The sequence below is a fragment of the Massilia sp. YIM B02769 genome (genome assembly GCF_030411995.1).
Lineage (GTDB): Bacteria > Pseudomonadota > Gammaproteobacteria > Burkholderiales > Burkholderiaceae_D > Telluria.
On record NZ_JASNRC010000005.1, the window covers coordinates 43,918 to 66,767 of the forward strand.

Sequence of the window (22,850 nt, forward strand, 5' to 3'; positions counted from 1 at the left end):
GGCCCCTCTGCCAAGCTGTCTCGTTCGGCCTGTGCATCGTGTCCGGTTTTGTCTTTTTTTGGCTCGGCCGGCGGCGCGACAGAAACGAACGAAAAAAGACAAAACGCGCATGCATAACGAGACAGCTTTTCAGCGGGACCCCCGACGGGCTCCCCGCCCTGCCGTCGGCTGACCTCCCCGGTAACCGTCCTCAGCGCCGGTCCTCAGCTGCGCCCTCAAGCGCGCAGCACCAGCCCCGCCAGCACCAGCATGGTCACGCCCGTCAACGCTTCGACCCCGCGCCACACCGCCGGCCGCCCGAGCACGCCCGCGCAGCGCCGCGCCAGCAGTCCCAGCAGCGAAAACCACAACAGCGACGCCGCCATCGCCCCGGCCGTGAACGAATGGCGGTGCTCCAGCGCCAGGCTGCTGCCGACCGCGCCGAGCAGCACGACGGTGTCTAGATACACGTGGGGATTCAGCAGCGACATCGCCAGCACGGCGGCCAGGGCCTTGTGGGCGCCGCCCTTCGCCGGCCCGCCTTGCGGGTCTTGCAGGTCTTGCGGGCCTTGCGGGCCGTGCGCCAATCCCGGTGCAGCGCCGCCGCGCCAGCTGCTTGCCAGGCAGCGCAGGCCGTACCACAGCAGGAAAGCCGCGCCGCCCCAGCGGCAGGCGGCCAGCAGGCCGGGCGAGGATGCGACCAGGGCGCCGAAGCCCGACGTTCCGAGCGCGATCAGGCTGATGTCGACGATCACGCAGGCCGCCACCGTCAGCACCACGTGACGCCCGCGGATGCCGGTGCGGATCACGTGCGCGTTCTGGGCGCCGATCGGCATGATCAAGCTCGCGCCCAATCCCAGCCCCTGCATGAATACCTGTTGCGAAAACATTGCGCGCTCCCCGATAAAGCCCACAGCATGCGGGCGCGCCGTCTTCTCATCAATTATATTCATGCTTTCTAAGGATGGATTAGCGAGGCTAATGTATGAAGATCGATCCGCGCCGCAGCGCCGCGTTCATCGCCGCCGTCGATACCGGCAGCCTGGAAGCGGCCGCGCTGCAACTGCGCATTACGCCCTCGGCCGTCTCGCAACGTATTACCGCGCTGGAGCAGGACATGGGCACGCCGCTGCTGGTGCGCGCCCGTCCCTGCCGCCCCACCGCGCCCGGCACCCGCCTGCTGCAGTTCCTGCGGCGGCAAGCCCTGATGGAAGCGGAATTCCTGGCCGAGCTCGACAACGATGCCGGCCCGGTGCGCGTGGCCCTGGCCGTCAACAACGACACCCTGGCCACCTGGCTGCTGCCGGTGCTGGCGCCGGTGCTGGTCGAGGAAGGCTTGCTGGTGGAATTCGTACTCGACAATCAGGGCCACACCTTTGCCCTGCTCGAGGGAGGCCAGGCGCTGGCCTGCGTGTCGGGCGAAGACCAGCCGATGCGCGGCTGCACCGTCACGCCGCTCGGGATGATGCGCTACCGGATGGTGGCCTCGCCGGCGTTCGCGCATCGCTGGTTCCCCGAGGGCATCAACCGCGATGCCGCCCGCCACGCCCCGGTGATGGTGTTCGACCGCAAGGACAACCTGCAAACCGCCTTCCTGCTCCAGCACTTCGGCTTGCCGGACGGCGCCTATCCCTTCCATTACGTGCCGGCCAGCGACCCCTACGTGCAGGCGATCCGGCTCGGCCTCGGCTACGGCATGCTGCCGCAGGAACAGTGCGCCGCGCTGCTGCACAGCGGGGAGCTGGTCGACCTGACGCCGGCGCTGCACGTCGACGTGCCGCTGCATTGGCATGCCTGGCGCATCCAGCCGCCGCGGATCGAGCGCATGGGTGCGGCGCTGGTCAAGGCGGCGCGCGCGGTCTTGCTTCCGCTACCTTGAACACCTGCCTTCCGAGAATGTAGAATGATAAGCATTCTCATCTGGATCGCACCCATGCCTCGCCTCGACCACACACCGCAGATGTCCCGCCGCCGCCTGCTCGGCGCCTCCGCCCTCGCCGCCAGCGGCATGTTCAGCCTGCCGCTGGCGCGCGCCGCCGAAGGCTGGCAGCCCGCCACCCTGCCGCAGGGCCAGCAGCGCGACATCGACTCGGCCAGCACCGGCCAGCGCTACCGCATCTACGTCAACATCCCGTCCACCCCGGCGCCGGCGGGCGGCCACCCGGTCCTGTATGCCCTCGACGGCAACGCCACCTTCCCGGCCCTGGCCCTGATGGCGCGCAGCACGGCCAGCCGCAGCGCCACCACCGGCCGCACGGCGCCGGTCATCGTCGGCATCGGCTACCCGAGCGGCCAGGATTTCGGCGGCGGCCGCGCGCGCGACTACACGCCGCCGGGCGGCAAGGACACGCCCGCCGGCGAAGGCGGCGCCGACCGCTTCCTCGATTTCATCGAGCGCGAACTGAAACCCCTGGTGGCGACACTGGCCCCGCTCGACCCCGCACGCCAGGCCCTGTTCGGCCATTCCTACGGCGGCCTGTGCACGCTGCACGCGCTGTTCACGCGCCCGGGTATGTTCCAGGCCTACCTGGCGGCGAGCCCGTCGATCTGGTATGGCGAGCGTTTGATCCTGGCCGAGCTCGAGGGCTTTGCGAAACGCGTGGCGGCCCTGCCCGCGAAACCGGCGCTGATGCTGTCGGCAGGCGAACTCGAAGCATTCAGGGCCAGGGGCGCCGCGCCCAAGGACCGCGCCGCCATCGCCGCCGGACGGCGCATGGTCGGCGAGGCCGAGGACCTGGCCACCAAGTTGACGGCTTCGGGCAGCCTGGCGCGCGTGGAATACCACCTGCTGGCCAAGGAAAACCACGGGACGGCGATGTTCCCGGCCATGGCGCGCGGGATGGAGTTTTTTGTCGGCTGAGGCCAGCGCAGGCTTAATCAACCGTTAATATTGCTGCGCTAACATTCGCGCACGATCAATCGGGAGAGATGCCTTTGGATGCCATCAACATCGGCCCTGTGGCCATGCCGGTCCGCGTGCTGGCGGCCCTTGCGGCGGTGCTCGCCGCCAACCTGGCCGCGCTGTGGTGGCGGCGCCGGCGCGGGATCGATACCGATCCCGCCCTGTGGCACATGCTGCTGTGGGGCTTCCTGGCGGCGCGCGCCGCCTTCGTGCTGAAGCACTTCGCCAGCTACCGTGACGATCCCCTGTCCATGCTCGACATCCGCGACGGCGGCTTCGTCGCCTTTGCCGGCCTGCTGGTGGCATTTGCCATCGGCTTCGAACACGTGCGCCGCCATGGCGCGCTGCGCCGGCCGCTGATGAGCGCGGCGCTGCTGGGCGTCGCCGTCTGGGCCGGCGCCACGTTCGCGGCCTACGCGACAGGACCGGCCGCGCCGCCGCTGCCCGACATCGCGCTCAAGCGCCTCGACGGCAGCGACGTCGCCCTGCGCTCCCTGTCCGGCAAGCCGATGGTGGTGAATTTGTGGGCCACCTGGTGCCCGCCCTGCCGCCGCGAGATGCCCGCCCTCGGCCGAGCCCAGGCGGCCGACCCCGGCGTCGCCTTCGTGTTCGTGAACGGCACCGAGGACGCCGCCACCATTGGCCGTTATCTCGACGACGCCGGACTGAAGCTGGGCAACATGCTGGTCGACCCGGCGCTGGCACTGGCGCGCGCCACCGGTGTCCAGGGCTACCCGACCACGCTGTTCTACGACAGGGACGGCAAGCTGGTGGCGCGCCACATGGGCGAACTCTCGCCGGCCCAGCTGCAGGAGCAGATGGCAGCGCTACGCTAACACAGCGGGGGTCAGGTCTGACATCCGGACACGAGCTCAAGCGTAACTCCCGGTCCGAAAGAAGCGGCGTGCGGCGTCGCCCGGTCGAATTGCGGTATGCTCGTATTGACGTCGGAGAGCCACCATGACGATCGACTGGCTTCACTTCACTCCCTGGACCTCGCTGGCCGGCGGCATGCTGATCGGCCTGGGCGCCGCCCTGCTGATGTTGCTCAGCGGACGCATCGCCGGCATCAGCGGCATCCTCGGCGGCCTGCTGCGCCCCGGCCGCGGCGACACCGCCTGGCGCCTGTTGTTCCTGGGCGGGATCGTCCTCGCGCAGCCGCTCTGGTCGCTGCTGGCCGACCCACCCGCAGCCCGCATCGACGCCGACGGTGCCACCCTGGTCCTGGCCGGCCTGCTGGTCGGTATCGGCACCCGCTACGGCGCCGGCTGCACCAGCGGCCATGGCGTGTGCGGCGTCGCGCGCCTGTCGCCGCGTTCCCTCGTAGCCACCGCCTCCTTCGTCGCCGCCGGCTTCGTGACGGTCTGGCTCGTACGCCATGCCTTCGCCTGAGGAGGGGCCATGCAACTAGTCATCGCTTTCGGCGCCGGCCTCGTGTTCGGCCTCGGCCTGCTGGTCTCCGGCCTGACGAACCCCGCCAAGGTGCTGGCCTTCCTCGACCTCGGCGGCGCCTGGGACCCGTCGCTGCTGTGCACGATGGGCGGCGCGATCGCCGTGGCCGCCCTCGCCTTCCGCAGCGCCAGGCGGCGCGGCCGCACGCTGCTGGGCGCGGCGCTCCGCCTGCCGTCGGCTACCGACATCGACCGCCGCCTGGTGCTGGGCAGCGTGGCCTTCGGCATCGGCTGGGGCCTGGCGGGCTTTTGTCCCGGCCCGGCCATCGCCTCGCTCGGCGCCGGGTCGTCCAAGCCGCTGCCGTTCGTGCTGGCCATGGTGGCCGGCATGGGCCTGTTCGAGCTGGCCGAGCGGCTGCGCCGGCGCCATCCGGAAGTCGCCTGAGCATGACGCGCGTGGCGTAGAATGCGGCTCCCGAACCGGAGGCCACCATGCACATCAATCCGATCCAGCTGTTCGACGCCGAGTCGTCGACCTTTACCTATATCCTGGCCGCCCAGGACGGCAACGACGCCGTGATCATCGATCCGGTCGACCGCCATTGCGAACGCGACCTGGCCCACCTGGCGCGCCTCGGGCTGAAGCTGGCGTACGTGCTGGAGACGCACGCCCACGCCGACCACGTCACCTCGGCCGGCCGCCTGCGCGAACGCACCGGCGCGCGCGCCGCCGTGCCCAGCGGCTGCGGCATCGCGCCGGCCGAGCTGCAGCTGGACGACGGCGACACGGTCCGCTTCGGCGCCGCCGAGGCGATCCGGGTGCTGCACACGCCCGGCCACACCGCCGGCAGCGTCAGCTTCCTGTGGCGCGACAACCTGTTCAGCGGCGACACCCTCCTGATCGACGGCTGCGGCCGCACCGACTTCCAGGGCGGCAGCGCCGCCGCCCTGTACGACAGCATCCACGGCAAGCTGTTCACCCTGCCCGGCGCCACCCGCGTCTGGCCGGCCCACGACTACAAGGGCCAGAGCGTCTCGACCATCGGCTGGGAGCGCGAGCACAATGCCCGCCTGGCCGGGCGTTCGCGCGCCGACTTCATCGCCCTGATGGACGGCCTGGACCTGCCGCGCCCGAAACTGATCGACATCGCCGTGCCCGCCAACCGCCAGCTCGGCCTCGGCCACGCGGCCTAGGCCATCCAGAGCCGCCCGTTGGTAAGATTGCACGCCGGCATCGCCAACATGCATTAGAATCATCGACTTTTGCACACTGGCGCAGGCGGCAATGGCAGAACCGACGCAACAACTCACCCGCGGCCTGAAGGGCCGCCACATCCAGCTCATCGCCCTCGGCGGCGCAATCGGCACCGGCCTTTTCCTCGGCATCGCCCAGACCATCCAGATGGCAGGCCCCTCGGTACTGCTCGGCTACGCGGTCGCCGGCCTGTTCGCCTTCCTGATCATGCGCCAGCTCGGCGAGATGGTGGTGGCCGAACCGGTCGCCGGCTCGGTCAGCTACTTCGCCGACAAGTACGGCGGCCACATGGCCGGCTTCGTCACCGGCTGGAACTACTGGATGATGTACATCCTGGTCAGCATGGCCGAGTTGTCCGCGGTCGGCGTCTACGTCCAGTACTGGTGGCCCGAGATCCCGACCTGGGTCTCGGCCCTGGCCTGCTTCGCCGTCATCAACTCCTTCAGCCTCCTGAATGTGCGCGCCTTCGGCGAGCTCGAATTCTGGTTCGCCGTCATCAAGGTCGTGGCCGTGATCGGCATGATCCTGTTCGGCGGCTATCTGCTGGTGAGCGGCACGGCCGGCCCCGAAGCCGGCGTGGCCAACCTGTGGCGCCATGGCGGCTTCTTCCCGAACGGCGTAGGCGGCCTGGTGATGGCGATGGCCGTCATCATGTTTTCCTTCGGCGGCCTGGAACTGATCGGCATCACCGCGGCCGAAGCGGCCAACCCGGAAAAGACCATCCCGCGCGCCACCAACCAGGCCCTGTACCGGGTGCTGATCTTCTATGTCGGCGCCCTCTTCATCCTGCTGTCGCTGTTCCCGTGGCAGAAGGTTGTCAGCGGCGGCAGCCCGTTTGTCCTGATCTTCGCGGCGCTGAACAGCAATGCGGTCGCCACCATCCTGAACGTGGTCGTGCTGACCGCCGCGCTGTCGGTGTACAACAGCGGCGTGTACGCGAACACGCGCATGCTGTACGGCCTGGCGGTGCAGGGCAATGCGCCCGGCGTGCTGAAAAAGCTGACGACCAGCGGCGTGCCGCTGGCGGCGCTGGGCGTGTCGGCCGCCGCCACCCTGGTCTGCGTGGTGGTGAACTACCTGATGCCGGGCGAAGCCTTCGGGCTGATGATGGGGCTGTCGGTGTCGGGCCTGATCATCAACTGGGCCACGATCTCGCTGGTGCACCTGCGCTTCCGCCGTACGCGCGCCGCGAACGGCCAGGGCGCCACCGTCTTCCCGAGCCCGGTGCATCCGCTGTCGAACTGGCTGTGCCTGGCCTTCCTGGCCGGGGTGCTGGTGGTGATGTACATGACGCCCGGCCTGCGCACCTCGGTCTACATGATCCCGGCCTGGCTGCTCCTGCTGTGCGCAGGCTACGCCCTCCGCCAGCGCAGGGCAGCCTGACGAGATGAAAGGATGGCAGCCAAGGCACGGCCCGGCCGCGCCTTGGCTGCGCCACCAATTTTGCTTTAAGGTTACTATCCCCGGCTGACTACAGCGTGGCCGAGGCATGAGAACACATCACGAACCAACAGGACCAGGGGGCAAGTTCTTCCCGCCCGAGGCCGCGGCGCCGCCCGGCGTCGACGCCCTGCTCGATATCGTGCCGGCCGGCGTAGTGGTGCACGGCCCGGATTCGCGCGCCTTTTACGCCAACCGCTACGCCCTGACCCTGCTCGGCCCCGCCCTCGACATCATGCGCACCGCACCCGCGGCCTCGGGCGCCTGGCCGCTGCTGCGCGCCGACGGCGGCGCCCTGCCCGCGCACGAGAATCCGGTACAGCGCGCACTCGACAGCCGCAGCGCCGTGGTCGATGTCGTGATCGGCCTGCGCGGCGCGGCGACCCGCTGGCTGATCTGCAGCGCGCACCCGGCGCTCGGCGCCGGCGGCGAGGTGGCCGAGGTGGTGGTCTGCTTCACCGACTGCAGCGAACTGAAACGCATGGAGCAGTCGCTGCGCGACTCGAAAGAGCGCCTGCGCCTGATGCTGCAGGGCTCGACCGACGCGCCCTGGGACTGGAACCTGGCCGAGCCCCAGCCCTACCTGTCGCCGCGCTGGTGGGAGATGCTCGGCTACGCCAAGGGCGAACCCGGCGCCGACGACGCCTCCTGGCCCGGCCTCGTGCACCCGGAAGACCTGGCGCACCTGAACGACTACGTCGCGCGCCTGCTGGCCTCGAGCGAGTCGGCCTACCGCATCGAGTTCCGCCTGCGCCACCGCGACGGCCGCGACGTGCCGGTGCTGGCGCGCGGCCTGGTCCAGCGCGACGCCGCCGGCAAGGCCCAGCGCATCTCCGGCACGAATACCGACCTGACCGCGGCCAAGCATGCCGAGCAGCGCATCTACGAGCTGGCCTACTTCGATGTCCTGACCGGTCTCCCCAACCGCCGCCTGCTGCACGAGCAGATGGCCAAGATCCTGACCCGCAGCGCGCGCTCGCGCCAGTACGGCGCCCTGCTGTTCATCGACCTCGACAACTTCAAGCTGCTCAACGACACCCTCGGCCACGACGTCGGCGACGAGTTGCTGCGCATGGTGGCCGGGCGCCTGCGCGACACGGTGCGCGAAAGCGACCACCTGGCGCGTTTGGGCGGCGACGAATTCGTGGTGGTGCTCGAGAACCTGGGCGAGACCCAGGAAACCGCGGTGCACGAGACCCAGGCGATCGGCGCCAAGCTGCTGGCGGCGCTGGGCCAGCCCTACCGCCTGTCGGCGCGCGAGCACCGCAGCACGCCGAGCATCGGCGTGGCCCTGTTCGGCGCCGACGCCACGGGTGTCGACCTGCTGCTGCGCCAGGCCGACCTGGCCATGTACCGCGCCAAGGGCGACGGCCGCAACACGGTGCGCTTCTTCGCCCCCGGCATGCAGGCCGCGGCCGACCGCCAGATCGATTTGCAGAACGACCTGCGCGACAGCATCCACCACGAGCATTTCGAGCTGCATTGCCAGCCCCAGTTCGGCGCTGACGGCCGCCTGCTCGGCGCCGAGGTGCTGGTGCGCTGGCGCCACGACGTGCGCGGCCTGCTCGCGCCCGGCGAATTCATTTCGCTGGCCGAAGCCTCGGGCCTGATCGTGCCGCTCGGGGCGCTGGTGTTGTCCGAGGCCTGCCGCATCCTGGCGCGCTGGGCCCTGCACCCGCGCCTGAAAGGCTTGACCCTGGCGGTGAACGTCAGCGCCCACCAGCTGCGCGAGCCCGACTTCGTCGAGCGCGTGCTCGACACCCTGCTGCGCAGCGGCGCCGACCCGCGCCGCCTGTGCCTGGAACTCACCGAAAGCGTGTTCGCCGAAAACGTCGACGCCGTCAGCGCCAGGATGAACGCCCTGCGCGCCCATGGCGTGCGCTTTTCGCTCGACGATTTCGGCACCGGCTACTCCTCGCTCAGCTACCTGAAGCGCTTCCCGCTGAACGAACTGAAGATCGACCGCAGTTTTGTTGCGGACCTGCCCGGCGATACCCACGCCGGCGCCATCGTCGACGCGGTGTTGGCCCTGGCCCATACCCTCGACCTGCAGGTGGTGGCCGAAGGCGTGGAGACGCGCGCCCAGCGCGACTACCTGGTCGCCCACGGCTGCCGCGTATTCCAGGGCTACCTGCTGGGCGAGCCGCTGCCGGTCGCCGGCTTCGAGGCCGGGTTCGGCACTGCCTGACATGACGCCGCCTGTCGGAAAAGGATTACAATCCTGTATTGACATCGATGCAGGCAGGCATGATGGGTTCTGAACGTTCCGATGAGCAAGCATCCGCGCCACCCGGATGGCGCTCGCGCGATTTCAAGGTGCTGCTCGACCATATTCCCGCCGGCGTCGTGATCCACGGCGCCGATTCGCGCGCCGTCTACGCCAACCGCTGCGCACAGCGCCTGCTCGGCCCCATTATCGATCTGATGCGCACCTACCCGGCCGACTCGGGCGTGGTGCCGCTGCTGCGCGCCGACGGCAGCGCGCTGCCGGCCGACGCCAACCCCGTGTCCTGCGTGCTGCGCACCGGCAGGACCGTGCACGACACGGTCGTCGGCCTGCCCGGCGACAGCGTGCGCTGGCTGATCTGCAATGCCTATCCCCTGCACGACGCCGAGGGGCGGATCCACGAAGTGGCGGTCTGCTTCACCGAATGCACCGACCTGAAGCGCACCGAGGAGACCCTGCTGCGCTCGGAAGAGCGCCTGCGCCTGGCCATGCAGGGCAGCACCGACGCGCCTTGGGACTGGAGCGTCGACACCGGCCTGGTGCATTATTCCGAACGCTGGTGGGACATGCTGGGCTTTCCGCATTCGCACGGCGAGCGTGACCCGGTGGCGTGGCGCACGCAAATGCATCCCGAGGACATGCCGCGCGTGGATGCCTTTGTCGCGTCCCTGGTGGCGTCCGGCGAGAGCACCTACAGCGTCGAATTCCGCCTGCGCCACCGCGACGGCCACTACGTGCCGGTGCTCTCGCGCGGCTTCGTGCAGCGCGACCGCAACGGCAAGGGCGTGCGCATCGCCGGCACGAATACCGACCTGACCGCCGCCAAGGAAGCCGAACGCCGCATCCACGAACTGGCCTATTTCGACTATCTTACCGGCCTGCCGAACCGGCGCCTGCTGATCGACGAACTGTCGCGCATCCTCTCGCGCAGCGACCGCAACGGCGAGTATGGCGCCCTGATGTTCATCGACCTCGACAACTTCAAGCTGCTCAACGATACCCTCGGCCACGACGCCGGCGACGCCCTGCTGCGCGAGGTGGCGAAGCGCCTGCGCGGCACCGTGCGCGCGAGCGACCACCTGGCGCGCCTGGGCGGCGACGAATTCGTGGTCGTGCTCGACGACCTGGGCACGAGCGAGCGCGATGCGATCCACGAGGCGCGCCTGGTCGGCGCCAAGCTGCTGGAAGCCCTGGCCCAGCCGCACGCGCTGGGTGCGCGGCCCAGCATCAGCACCCCCAGCATCGGCGTGGCCATGTTCGGCGCCGGGGCCGGCGCCGACAGCGTCGACCAGCTGCTGCGCCAGGCCGACCTGGCCATGTACCGCGCCAAGGCCGAGGGCCGCAACACCCTGCGTTTCTTCGATCCCGACATGCAGGCGGCGGCCGAGCGCCAGGCCGAGCTGGAGGGCGACCTGCACGACGCCATCGGCCAGCACCGCTTCGAGCTGTATTGCCAGCCGCAGGTCGGCGTCGACGGCAGGCTGGCCGGCGCCGAGGTACTGCTGCGCTGGCGCCACGCCACGCGCGGCCTGGTGCCGCCCGACGAATTCATCGGCCTGGCCGAAACGAGCGGCCTGATCGTGCCGCTGGGCGCCATGGTCCTGGCCGAAAGCTGCCGCGCCCTGGCGCGCTGGGCCGGCACGCCGCTGCTGCGCGAGCTGACCCTGGCCGTGAATGTCAGCGCCCAGCAGCTGCGCGACCCCGGTTTCGTCGACGCCGTGCTCGCCACGCTGGCCGCGACCGGCGCCCCGCCCCAGCAACTCTTCCTCGAACTGACCGAAAGCGTGTTCGCCGAAGACCTGGACGCCGCCTGCGCCAAGATGCATGCGCTGCGCCTGCACGGCGTGTGCTTCTCGCTCGACGACTTCGGCACCGGCTATTCCTCGCTTGCCTACCTGAAGCGCTTTCCGCTTACCGAACTGAAAATCGACCGCAGCTTCGTCAAGGACTTGCCGGGCGAAGCCCACGCCGGCGCCATCGTCGACGCCATCCTGGCCCTGGCCCGCACGCTGCAGCTCGACGTGGTGGCCGAAGGCATCGAGACCGGCGAGCAGCGCGATTTTCTCGTTGCGCGCGGCTGCCGCCTGCTGCAAGGCTACCTGCTGGGCAAGCCGCGTCCCATGGCCGAGTTCGAGGCCAGCTTCGGCGCTGCCGACGCCTGAGCCGGCCGCATGCGCCGGAAAGGCCGAAAGCGCGCTTATTCGGGCGGTATAATTGCCTGAATGAAAACACAAATGCTGGTCCGCCGCATGCGCGGCTTGTCCTTTGCCGCGCTGCTGGCCGCCGATCCGGTGCAGGCGGCCGAGACCGACGGCTTGCGCGCGCTGCGCATCGACCGCGCCGACACCCCGACCATCGACGGCATGCTCGACGACGCCGCCTGGCGCCGCGCCCCGCTTCACACGGGCTTCCACAAGCACCTGCCGCGCGATGGCGAGGCGCTGCCGGCCGCGCTCAGGACGAGCGTGCAGCTGGTGGTCGAGGATGACGCGCTGGTGTTCGGCATCCGCGCCTGGGACGGCGATCCGGCGCGCCTGCGTGGCCTGCTGGCGCGGCGCGACAAGGTGAATGTGGACCAGGACTTCATCGGCATCTGGATCGACCCGGCCGGCCACGGCCGCGCGGCCCAGTTCGTGCGCGTGAACATCGCCGGCGTTGTCAGCGACGGCATGCACCGCGCCGACAACGACGAATCCGACCTCGGCCCGGACTTCCCGGTCGACGCCGCCGTCCGGCTCCTGCCCGACGGCTACAGCATGGAAGTGCGCTGGCCATTGTCGAACCTGCGCTTCCCGTATGCGGACGGACGCAACTGGCGCGTGCTGGTCGAGCGCAGCATTCCGCATGCCGACGGCGCCCTGGTGGCGACCGCCCCGTTCCGCATCGACACCCTGAGCCGCCTGAGCTACCTGCAGGAGGTCGAGGGCATGGGCGCCACCGTGGCGGCCGTGCGCGACCGCGGCTTTGTCGAGCTGCGCCCGGAACTGACGGTGCGGCGCGAACGCGCCACGGCGCCGGGCGCGCGCTCGCGCGGCCAGCAGGCCGAGATGGGCCTGGAAATCAATGCGCGTCCGCGCGCCGACTGGGTCTTCAACGCCACGCTGAACCCGGATTACTCGCAAGTCGAGATCGACGTGCCGACCTCGCAGGGCGCCGGCAACATCGCGCTCAGCCTGCCGGAAAAGCGCGGCTTTTTCCTGGAAAGCGCCGACGTGCTGGGCCTGCCGCTGCCGGCGTTTTATTCGCGCACCGTGAACGACCCGGAGTACGGCCTGCGCGCGACCTGGCGCGGCGCCGAGATGGACGCCACCGCGATGAGCCTGCGCGACGAACCGGGCGGCCTGCTGCTGCGCGGGCGGCCCTACGAAACCCTGGAAACGATCCAGACTGGACGCACCGTGGCTAGCCTGGCGCGCGCCCGCTGGCACGGCGACGGGCTGCTGCTCGGCGCCTTTGCCTCGCAGCGCGACTACGGGCGCCATGGCAGCAACGACGTGCTCGGGCTGGACGCCCAGTGGCAGGCCGAAGGCGGCGACGGCGCCCAGCATCAGGTCTCCAGCGTGGCCATGGCCTCGCGCACCACGGCCGGCTTCGGCGCCGACGGCATGGCGGCGCGTGTGGGCGGGCGCGCGGGCGGCTATGCCTGGGGCAAATACCTGCACAAGACCGAGCGCTGGTGGCACGAGGTCGAGCTGGAAGCGATCGCGCCGGGCTTCGTCAACGACAACGGCTTCGTGCCGCAGGCCGGCGTCGCCCGCGTCAGCGGCTCGATCAACCGCATCCTCGGCGCGCAGGCGCTGGGCAAACTGGAACTCTACGAATTCGAGACCTACCTGGCTTTCCACGAGATGCGCACGCTGGCCGACCACACGACGGGGCAGCGCGGCGGCGAGACCGTCGAGCGCAGGCTGCGGCCCGGCGTGTGGATGGCGGCGCCCTTGCAGACCGGCTTCTGGGCCGAACTCGGCTTCGACCGCCAGCGCGCAGGACCCGGCGCCCGCCTGCACGATACGCGGGTCGTCAACTTCGGCATCGAGACGACGCCGGCGCCGTGGATCTCGAAGATCGCGGCGGAAGTTGCCATTGGGCGCCAGCTCGACTTCGCCGCCGACCGCGTCGGCCCCGGCGGACAGGCGATCCTGGATGTGGGACTACGCCTGCCGCTGCCGATCCGGCCGGGCTGGTCGCTGGAACTCGACGGGCACCTGAACCGCAGCTGGATTCGCGGCCGCCTGGGCCAGCCGGCGTTTGCCGACACCGCCTGGCGCGCGCTCGCCATCGTCCACTTCAGCCCGCGCGATTCGCTGCGCCTGCTGGCCCAGAACACCTGGGCCGCGCGGCGCGACGACGGCGTGACCCAGCTGGAAGCATGGAATGAGCGGCAGGTGCACCGCTCGCTGCTGTACCGCTACCAGTGGCGCCACGGGCGCACGCTGTCGCTGGGCGTTGTCGACGACAGGCTGCCGCTGGTGGACGAGAACAGCAGGTCGCTGACTTTCAAGCTGCAATGGGAAGTGTGAGCGTGCCGCCACCCTCCTTTGCGCCGCATGGCGCGAACGCGATGCGATTGTGATAACAGTGCACCATGAGCGAACCATCCTGTGCGATGCTGCCGCCAACGGCTTCGTTCATTTCGATCATGGGCACCCACACACCTGACCAGGCAGCGCAAGAGACCCTCGACAACGCCCCGCTTTCCTTTCCGATCGTCGGCATCGGCGCATCCGCCGGCGGCCTGACGGCGCTGGTCGACCTGCTGGAACACCTGCCGCCTGCGCCGGGCATGGCGTTCATCATCGTCTTCCATTTGCCGGCCGACCAGCACAGCAACGCGGACCGGGTATTGCAAGGGTCGACCCGCCTGCCGGTCGTGCAGGTCAGGCATGCGACCCCCATCCTGCCCGACCACATCTACGTCGTTCCGCCCGCCTGCAGCATGAAGATGGAGAACGCCCACCTGGTCCTGTACGAACTCGATCGCACACCGGGCATTCCGGCGACCATCGACGGTTTCTTCGCGACGCTGGCCATGGCGCACGGTGCACGAGCGGTCGGCGTCGTCCTGTCGGGCCTCGGGTCGGATGGCACCGCGGGCCTGGCGCGCATCAAGGGACAGGGCGGCATCACCCTGGTCCAGTCGCCCACCGATGCCGAGCATTCCGGCATGCCGCAGGCGGCGATCGATGCCGGCACGGCCGATTTCGTGCTTGCCGCCGCCGACATTCCGGCCAGGCTGGCCGCACTGCATGGCGCCACGCAGCCAGGCCGGGGGAACGCTCCGGATGGCCATGCCGGCGCCAGCCCGGACCTGGAGGGCGCCTTGCACGAGGTGCTGTCGACGCTGCACGAACATACCGGCCATGACTTTCGCCAGTACGCGCGCGCCACCCTGCTGCGCCGGCTGGAGCGGCGCCTGGAGCTGCGCCGGCAGCCGGATTTGCCGAGCTACCATGCGCTGCAGCGGCAAGACCCGGCCGAATCGCAGGCCCTGCTCAAGGACCTGTTGATCGGTGTGACCCGGTTCTTTCGCGACCCGGCGGCGTTCGCCCTGCTCGAGCACGCTGTCCTGCCGCAGATCTTCGCCGGCAAGGGTCCGGACGATACGGTGCGGGTGTGGGTGGCCGCCTGCTCCACCGGCGAGGAAGCCTATTCGATGGCGATGCTGCTGGCCGATCATGCCGCCGCACTGGCCGATCCGCCTGCGATCCAGGTATTCGCTTCCGACATCGATGCCCAGGCGATTCGCACGGCGCGTGCCGGCCTGTATCCCGCATCCATCGCGCAGGACCTGCCGCAGGACCGGCTGCAGCGCTATTTCACCGTCGAGAACGGCGCCTACAAGGTGCGCAAGGCGCTGGCGCGGCAGGTACTCTTTGCCGAACATAACCTGTTGCGCGACCCCGCCTTTTGCACGCTGGACCTGGTCAGTTGCCGCAACTTCCTGATCTACCTGAACAAGGACATGCACCGGCGCGTCCTGGACATGGTTCACTTTGCCCTGCGTCCCGGCGGCTACCTCATGCTTGGCAGCACCGAAACGATCGATGAGGCATCCGGCCTGTTCGTCACGGTCGATGCCGGCATGCGGCTGTATCGGACGGCGGCGGCGCCGGCGCACCAGCCGGCGCGCGCCCTGCCCCGGCCTGTCGAAGCGCCACAAGCGCAGCCCGGCATGCGCCGCCGCAGCCGCCTGTTTTCCTTCGCCGACATCCACCTGCACAAGATCGCCGAGCAGGCGGCCCCCAGTATCCTGGTCGACGGCAATGCCGACATCGTGCACATCGCGGCGGAGGCCAGCCGCTTCCTGCGCCATGCCGGCGGCGAGCCGACGCGCGACCTGGTGGCACTGGTCCCGCCGGCATGGCGGCTGGCATTGCGCACCGCGCTGTTCCAGGCACGGAAGACCTGCCGCGAGACAGCCACCGGTGCGGTGCGCTACGAGGAAAACGGCGAACAGCGCGCGCTCGACATGCGCATCCTGCCGTTCCATGACGAGCATGCCGAAGGCTTGCTGATGCTGGTGAGCTTCTTCGATCTCCCGATCATGCCGGTGACGGCCGCGCCCTCCGACACATGCGAGCAGCCGCTGCTGGAACAATTCGACCAGGAACTGCGCGCTACCCGCCGCAAGCTGCTCGACACCATCGACCAGGCCGAACAGTCCGACGCCGCATTGCGCACCACCCTGGAAGAGATGACGACCACCATCGAAGCGCTGCGCTCGGCGAACCGGCAGCTCGGCGCAAGCCTGGAGCATGCGCAGGCCGCCAACCGGGAACTGCGCGCTGCCAACGGCGACCTGGCGCAACGCCTCGACAGCCTGGTCAAGTCGCACGACGACCTGAACAACCTGATCGCATCGTCCGACGTCGCGACCCTGTTCCTCGACCCGCACATGTGCATCGAGCGCTACACGCCGCGCATCGCCGGCCTGTTCAACGTGATCCCCGCCGATGTCGGCCGCCCACTGCAGCACATCACCAGCCGGCTCGACAACCCGAACCTGGCCGAGGATGCCGCCCGCGTGTTCGAGACGCTGCAGCCGCTGGAGCAGGAAGTCGGCAGCAGGGACGGCCAGGTGTACATCGTGCGCGTCTATCCGTATCGGACCGGCGCGCATCGCATCGCGGGCGCGGTGATGACCTTCTTCGACATCACGGGACGCAAGGAAGCGGAAGACAGGCTGCGCGAGAGCGAGGTCTTGCTGCGTACGCTGCTGGAGAGCCATGCGCAAGCCATCTGGCAGACCGATGCGCATGGGCGCGTGGTAAGCGATTCGGCGTCGTGGCTCGCCTTTACCGGGCAGACAGGGATGGAATGGACCGGCGAAGGCTGGGCCGACGCACTGCATCCGGACGACCGCAGGATGGCGCTGCGGGTGTGGCGTGCCGGCATCGCTGCCGGCCAGGTCATCCGCAACCGGTTCCGGCTGCGAACCGCGCATGGCGGCTGGCGCTGGACCAGCGTGCTGGCCGCGCCGGTGCGCAATCCGGATGGGTCGGTGCGCAAGTGGGTGGGCATGAACATCGACATCGATACCGAACAGCGCGCCGCAGACCTGCTCCGCGCGAGCGAGACGCGCTTCCGGGCACTGGCCAGCGTCGGGGCGTCGTCGTTCTACCGCATCAGCGCCGACTGGCATGCGATCCATCGGTACGACGGTTCGGGCATCCTTGCCGATGACAAGCAACCGGGCGCCGGCTGGCTGCAAGACTGTATTCCCGCGGACGAGCGTCCACGGCTGCGCGCCGCCATCGCGCGCGCGATCGCCAGCCGCAGCGCTTTCGCGTTCGAGCACCGCGTGCTGCGCCCGGATGGGTCGGTGGCCTGGGTCGCCTCGCGCGCGGTCCCGCTGCTGGACGACCACGGCGACATCCTCGAATGGTTCGGCGCGCAAACCGATGTCACCGCGCGCGTCAAGGCCGACCAGGCTTTCGCGCGCCTGTTCGAGGCCGCGCCGGCGCCGCTCCTGGTGCCCGGAACCGACGCGCCGCGCTTCACCATTCGCCAGGTTAACAGCGCCTGGCTGGCGGCCACGATGCGCACGCGCGACGCCATCCTCGGGCGCGGCATCGTCGTAGCCTACCCCGACAATCCGGACGGCACTGGCGCCGGCGCTGCCGCACTGCTGCGCGCCTCGCTCGAACAGGTGCTGGCCTCGCGCCAATCCGACCGCTTGCCCGACCTGCGCTACGATGTCGCGCGGCCGGACGGCAGCGTCGAGGAACGCTGGTGGCGCCCGGTGAGTGCGCCGGTCCTCGACCCGGACGGCATGGTCGAGGCCATCCTTCACCATGCCGACGACGTGACCGCCGCCTGCCGCGCCGGGAACGGCGCCGGGCAGTAGCGGCGCGCGCCCGGGGCCGTGGTCCGTGGCGTGCGCTGGATACCGCACGAATCGCAGTATTCTAGTAGCAAATAGACAATGAGCAACGCCGTGCGCAAGCAATGCCGCACCGCCCTCCTTGCATGCCCCGATCAACCGGACAAAGGTGTCCCACTTGACCACCACGCTTCGCTCCGACGCCGCCCTGCGGCGCGACCAGATCCTCGACGCCGCCGATGCCGTCTTCTCGCGCCATGGCGTGACCGCGCCGCTCGAGCTGGTGGTGGCGCAGGCCGGCGTCGGCCGGGCCACCCTGTACCGCAACTTCCCCGACCGCGCGGCCCTGATGGACGCCCTGCTGGAACGTTCGCTGGCCGGCCTCGAAGGCCAGGCCGGCGGCGCCGATTTGTTCGCCCTGCTGGAACAGGTGGCGCAATGCATCGTTGCCTCGCCTGCCGTGACCGATTACTGGCGCGCGGTCGAGGCCGACCATCCGGTGGCCAAGGCCGGACGCGAACGCCTGGCCAGGCTGTTCCGGGCGCCGCTGGCCGCCGCCGTGAAAAGCGGCGCCTGCCGCGCCGACCTGAAACCGGCCGACATCGTGCTGGTCTGCGGCATGCTCGGCGCCGCCCTGCGCGGCAGCACCCCGGCCCAGCAGCGCAGCCTGGCGCGGCGCGCGCTCGAACTGGTCGGGGGCGGGATCGCCGCGCAAGCGCCCACCCGGAAACGCTAGCATGGCGGTGCTGCTCAAGCCGACGCCGAACTGGGAAGAGCACGAAAAGCCCACCCTGCCCGGCTCGGCCTCGATGCCCTACCACACCCCGGCGGTGCGCGCGGCCTATGCCTGCGTCGCGCTGCTGGTCGGGATCACGGGCGGCCTCGGGAATGCCCTGGTCACGGCCAACCTGGCGACCATCCAGGGCCAGCTCGGCCTGACGCCGTCCGAAGGCGCCTGGCTGCCGGCCGCCTACGTGATGGTCAACATCACGGTGAACATGCTGGTCTTTAAATTCCGCCAGCAGTACGGGCTGCGCCTGTTCGCCGAGATCGGCCTCGGCCTGTACGCCGCCGTCACCCTGCTGCACCTGATGGTCGGCGGCTTTGCGATGGCGGTGGCGGTGCGCGCCGCCAGCGGCTTTGCCGCCGCCACCGCCACCACGCTGTCGATGCTGTACATGCTGCAGGCAGCGCCGCGCGCCTACACCGGCAAGATGGTCGTGCTCGGCGTCGGCATCCCGCAGCTGGCCACGCCGCTGGCCTGGCTGCTGTCGCCGACCCTGCTGGTGTTTGGCCAGTGGCACAACCTCTACCTGTTCGAGGCCGGGCTGGCACTCTGTTCGCTCGCCGCGGTGGTGGTACTGAAGCTCCCGCCCGGCATGCACATCAAGGTCTTCGAGAAAAAGGACTTCATCAGCTTCGCCCTCATGGCCCCCGGCGCGGCGATGCTGGTGGCGGTGCTGGCCCAGGGCTATTCGCACTGGTGGCTGGACGAAGCCTGGCTGGCCTATCTGCTGATGGGCGCCGTGGTGCTGATCCTGGCGGCGCTGTATGTCGAGCACCACCGCGAGAACCCGCTGCTGCAGACGCGCTGGCTGGTCACGCCGAACATCCTGCGCTTCATCATCGGCGCCTTTTTGATCCGCTTCCTCACCTCCGAGCAGACCTTCGGCGCGGTGGGCCTGCTGCGCACGCTCGGCATGGGGCCGGACCAGATGCAGCCGCTGTTCGTGGTAATCCTGGCCGGGACGGTCGCCGGCATGGTCGCCAGCGCCCTCACCTTCAGCCCCAAGACCCTGATCGCCCAGCTGATCGCGGCCATCGTGCTGTTCGGCGTGGCGGCGCTGCTCGACTACGGCCGCACCAGCCTGGACCGGCCGCAGGACTTTTACCTCAGCCAGTTCCTGGTGGCCCTGGGCAGCGGCATGTTCATGGGGCCGCTGGTCCTGCTCGGCATCACCCAGGCGCTGAAGTTCGGGCCGAACTACGTGGTGACCTTCACCGTGGTGCTGTCGCTGACCCAGTCGCTCGGCGCCATGACCGGCTCGGCCCTGCTGTCCACCTACCAGCTGCACCGCGAGCAGGTGTATTCGAGCGAACTGACCGCCGACATCAACCCGGCCGACCCGCAGGTGGCCCAGCGCCTGCAGCAGCAGGGCGGCGTGTACCGCGCCCTGATCACCGACCCGGTGCTGCGCAATGCCCAGGGCACGGCCCTGCTGGCGCAGATCGCCCGGCGCGAAGCGAATGTGCGCGCCTTTAACGACGTATTCGCCCTGTCCGGCGTACTGGCGATGGCCTTCCTCTCCTGGTCGCTGTTCGTGGCGATCCGCGCCGCGATCCGCAACCGCAGGGCCGCTCCAAACAACCCTTGAAACATGAAGAACGCATGAACACCCCGAACCAGCCGACACGCGCAGAAATCGAAGAAGCCGAAGCCAACCCGCCGCCGCCCGGCGACGCCAACGACGCCAGCGAAAGCCGGCCGACGCCGGGCGCTGTGCAGGCCGCCAGCACGCCCCCCGCGCCGGCATCCGGCGCCGCGCCAGGCCCGGTGCCGCCGCCGGCAGGCACTGCCGGTACCGCCGGCGGCGCGCCACCCGCGCCCGAGGCCCCGCCCAAGAAAATCCGCGCCACGCCGGCCTCGATCGGCATCATGGTCGTGGTGGCGGCGGTCGGCATCGCCCTCATCATGTGGGCCTGGCACATCGGCCCATTCAACAGCACCCGCATGAGCACCGACAACGCCTATGTGCGCGGCGCCGTCACCGTGCTCTCGCCCCAGGTCAACGGCTACGTCGCCGAGGTATTGGTCAAGGACTTCCAGTACGTGAAGGCCGGCCAGGAGTTGCTGCGCATCGACGACCGCATCTACGCCGAGCGCGTGCGCCAGGCCGAGGGCCAGCTGGCGAACGCCGTGGCCCAGCTGAACAACGCCGAACAGACCCAGGCCCAGAACACGGCCTCGGTCGGCTCGGCGCGGGCCAACCTGGCCGCCGTCCAGGCCGAGCAGGCACGCGCCCGCGCCGAACAGGGCCGCGTCGACGAACTGGCCGAGCGCGGTTCGGTCTCGCTGAACGAGCGCGACCGTGTGCGCACCACCGCGCGCCTGGCGGCGGCGAATGTACTCAAGGCCCAGGCCGACATCGACATCGCTCAGCAGCGCGTGAAATCCACCACGGTGGCGCGCGGCGGCCTCGAAGCCCAGGTCAGCATGGCAGAGGCCCAGCTGGCCCTGGCGAAGATCGACCTGGCGAATACCGTCGTCAAGGCGCCGCGCGACGGCCAGGTGAGCGAAGCGACGGTGCGGCGCGGCCAGTACGTGACCGCCGGCTCGCAGCTGCTGTTCCTGGTGCCGGACCAGTTGTGGGTGGTGGCCAACTTCAAGGAAGGGCAAACCTGGCGCATGCGCATCGGCCAGCCGGTGCGCTTCACCGTCGACGCCTTCGAGGGCGCGGCGCTCACCGGCCACGTGGAGCAGATCGCCCCCGCCACCGGCTCCGAGTTCAGTGTGCTGCGGCCGGATAACGCCTCGGGCAACTTCACGAAAGTCGTGCAGCGCCTGCCGATCCGCATCGCCATCGATCCCGGCCAGGAGCTGGCCAGGCGCCTGCGGCCGGGCATGTCGGTGACCGCCGAGGTCGATACCGGGGCCCAGCCGAGGCAAGCGCGCACCACCGGGGCCGCCCGATGAAGCGCAGGACGTTCAACACCGCGCTGGCGATCGTCGGCATCGGCGCGCTGGCCGGCTGCGCACCGGCCTGGCGTCCGGCCCCGCCGCTGGCCAGCGTCACGCCGCCCAATGCCTGGCGCGAACCGAACGACGGCATGGCGCCGGTCGATGCGCACTGGTGGCGCAGCTTCGGCGACCCGGTATTGACTACCCTGGTCGAAGCGGCCCTTGTGCGCAACAGCGACGTGCTGATCGCGTTGGCGCGCGTGGACGAAGCGCGGGCCCAGGCCGAACTGGCCGAGGCGGCGCGCCTGCCGGCGCTGAACGCCGCCGTCGGGCTGCAGGCCGGACGCTCGCTGCAGGCGACAGGCATCAGCGATGCGCGCGCGGTCCAGCCTTCGCTGCAGGCCAACTGGGAGCCCGATCTGTTCGGACGTATCCGCACCCAGATCCGCGCCGCCGCACTGCAGTTCCGCGCGACCCAGGCCGAGCGCGATGCCGCTGCCCTCACGGTGGCAGCGACCACTGCGCAGAACTACATTGCCCTGCTGGCGGTCGACGCCCAGCTGCGCATCACGCGCGAGACGGTGGCCTCGCGCGCCGAGGCGCTGCGCCTGGCCAGCGACCAGGCGCGCGTCGGCTATATCTCGCAACTGCAGCTGACCCAGGCCCAGTCCGAGTACGAGGCGGTGCTGCAATCGATCCCCGAACTCGAGCTGGCCATGCGGCGCCAGGAAAACGCGGTGCGCCTGCTGGCCGGCGAACTGCCGGGCGCGGTCGAACGCGGCAAGGCCTTCGCGGACCTGACCCTGCCGCCGGTGCCCGCCGCCCTGCCCTCGCAACTGCTGGCGCGCCGGCCCGACGTGGCCCAGCGCGAGCTGTTGCTAGCCGCCAGCGACGAAGCGCTGGCCCTGCGCCGCCAGGCCTTCCTGCCGCAAGTGAGCCTGACGGCGCAACTCGGCAGCATTCTCACCAGTTCGCTCGACTACGACCCGGTGAGCGTCTGGAGCATCGGCGGCAGCGTGCTGGCGCCGCTGTTCTCGGGCGGCCGGCTGCGCGCGCAGTACGCGGCCTCGGCATCGGTGCGCGACCAGGCCGCGTTTGCCTACCGGCGCACGGTGCTGACCGCGTTTTCCGAAGTCGAGAATGCGCTGGCCGGGGTGCCGCGTTTGCAGGACCAGGTGGGGCATGCGATGCGGCGCCGCGAGATTTTGACGCGCTCGCTGGGCTATGCGCGCGACCGTTACCAGGCCGGATATGCCTCGTATCTCGAGGAATTGGATGCGCAACGCAATTTGTACCAGGTGGAGTTGTCCATGGTTACGCTGCGGCGCACACAAATCGAGAACCTGATCAACCTGTATCGGGCGCTGGGTGGCGGCTGGACGCATTCTTGACGCGCACGTTTGGCGGGGATCGTGTCTCCGGGTACTGCAGGGTGCTAGGGTTTTCTCTTGTGCGCCGGTGCATTTCCGATTTTCATACGGCAAGGATCAACGCGTGGACGGGGAACCCGTCCACGCGTCGATCCGCGCAATAAATGCATTCGAACGCGCTCCGGTTCCGCACTATTTCACCCAATAAATGCTGCATAGCAGCACGAAAATACTTCTACGCAATGCTCGTGCGCGCTCTTGCAGGATTTATCATTCCCGCCTGC

Annotated in this window: 16 protein-coding genes; 15 read left to right on the plus strand and 1 reads right to left on the minus strand. The window is 69.6% G+C overall.

Going from position 1 to position 22,850, the window contains the following annotated elements:
- Positions 1–215 precede the first annotated feature (215 nt).
- Positions 216–869, minus strand: a complete 654-nt coding sequence (locus tag QPK31_RS09265; RefSeq protein WP_290422644.1) for a LysE/ArgO family amino acid transporter — start codon at positions 867–869, stop codon at positions 216–218.
- A 95-nt stretch (positions 870–964) separates the two neighbouring features.
- Between QPK31_RS09265 and QPK31_RS09270 the strand changes: the two genes are divergently transcribed.
- The 15 genes from QPK31_RS09270 to QPK31_RS09340 all read left to right on the plus strand — a co-directional run bounded on the left by QPK31_RS09270 (position 965) and on the right by QPK31_RS09340 (position 22,587).
- Positions 965–1,858 (plus strand): LysR family transcriptional regulator ArgP, encoded by an 894-nt coding sequence (locus tag QPK31_RS09270; protein WP_290422645.1) that lies wholly within the window; start codon positions 965–967, stop codon positions 1,856–1,858.
- A gap of 81 nt (positions 1,859–1,939) precedes the next feature.
- A complete protein-coding gene (locus tag QPK31_RS09275) occupies positions 1,940–2,839 on the plus strand; it encodes an alpha/beta hydrolase (protein WP_290422646.1) in 900 nt (299 codons plus the stop codon).
- Between the two features lie 68 nt (positions 2,840–2,907).
- A complete protein-coding gene (locus QPK31_RS09280) occupies positions 2,908–3,717 on the plus strand; it encodes a TlpA disulfide reductase family protein (protein ID WP_290422647.1) in 810 nt (269 codons plus the stop codon).
- 124 nt (positions 3,718–3,841) lie between these two features.
- On the plus strand, positions 3,842–4,273 hold the full coding sequence (locus QPK31_RS09285; protein ID WP_290422648.1) for a YeeE/YedE family protein: 432 nt from the start codon (positions 3,842–3,844) through the stop codon (positions 4,271–4,273).
- A 9-nt stretch (positions 4,274–4,282) separates the two neighbouring features.
- The gene (locus QPK31_RS09290) at positions 4,283–4,717 is read left to right on the plus strand and encodes a DUF6691 family protein (protein ID WP_290422649.1); all 435 of its coding nucleotides are present in this window, start codon (positions 4,283–4,285) and stop codon (positions 4,715–4,717) included.
- Between the two features lie 47 nt (positions 4,718–4,764).
- Positions 4,765–5,466: an MBL fold metallo-hydrolase gene (locus tag QPK31_RS09295; RefSeq protein WP_290422650.1), complete on the plus strand. Its 702-nt coding sequence runs from the start codon at positions 4,765–4,767 to the stop codon at positions 5,464–5,466.
- Positions 5,467–5,557: 91 nt separating this feature from the next.
- A complete protein-coding gene (locus QPK31_RS09300; protein WP_290422651.1) occupies positions 5,558–6,910 on the plus strand; it encodes an amino acid permease in 1,353 nt (450 codons plus the stop codon).
- A 106-nt stretch (positions 6,911–7,016) separates the two neighbouring features.
- Positions 7,017–9,155: a bifunctional diguanylate cyclase/phosphodiesterase gene (locus QPK31_RS09305; RefSeq protein ID WP_290422652.1), complete on the plus strand. Its 2,139-nt coding sequence runs from the start codon at positions 7,017–7,019 to the stop codon at positions 9,153–9,155.
- 59 nt (positions 9,156–9,214) lie between these two features.
- Positions 9,215–11,356, plus strand: a complete 2,142-nt coding sequence (locus QPK31_RS09310; protein WP_290422653.1) for a bifunctional diguanylate cyclase/phosphodiesterase — start codon at positions 9,215–9,217, stop codon at positions 11,354–11,356.
- A gap of 60 nt (positions 11,357–11,416) precedes the next feature.
- Entirely contained in the window at positions 11,417–13,714 is a 2,298-nt protein-coding gene (locus QPK31_RS09315) for a hypothetical protein (protein WP_290422654.1), read from the plus strand.
- 65 nt (positions 13,715–13,779) lie between these two features.
- The gene (locus QPK31_RS09320; RefSeq protein WP_290422655.1) at positions 13,780–17,541 is read left to right on the plus strand and encodes a CheR family methyltransferase; all 3,762 of its coding nucleotides are present in this window, start codon (positions 13,780–13,782) and stop codon (positions 17,539–17,541) included.
- Between the two features lie 154 nt (positions 17,542–17,695).
- The gene (locus QPK31_RS09325; protein ID WP_290422656.1) at positions 17,696–18,253 is read left to right on the plus strand and encodes a TetR/AcrR family transcriptional regulator; all 558 of its coding nucleotides are present in this window, start codon (positions 17,696–17,698) and stop codon (positions 18,251–18,253) included.
- A gap of 1 nt (position 18,254) precedes the next feature.
- Positions 18,255–19,892, plus strand: coding sequence for an MFS transporter (locus tag QPK31_RS09330; RefSeq protein ID WP_290422657.1), 1,638 nt, complete (start codon positions 18,255–18,257; stop codon positions 19,890–19,892).
- A 14-nt stretch (positions 19,893–19,906) separates the two neighbouring features.
- Positions 19,907–21,211 (plus strand): HlyD family secretion protein, encoded by a 1,305-nt coding sequence (locus QPK31_RS09335; RefSeq protein WP_290422658.1) that lies wholly within the window; start codon positions 19,907–19,909, stop codon positions 21,209–21,211.
- Entirely contained in the window at positions 21,208–22,587 is a 1,380-nt protein-coding gene (locus QPK31_RS09340) for an efflux transporter outer membrane subunit (RefSeq protein ID WP_290422659.1), read from the plus strand. Before QPK31_RS09335 ends, QPK31_RS09340 begins: the two co-directional genes overlap by 4 nt.
- Positions 22,588–22,850 lie beyond the last annotated feature (263 nt).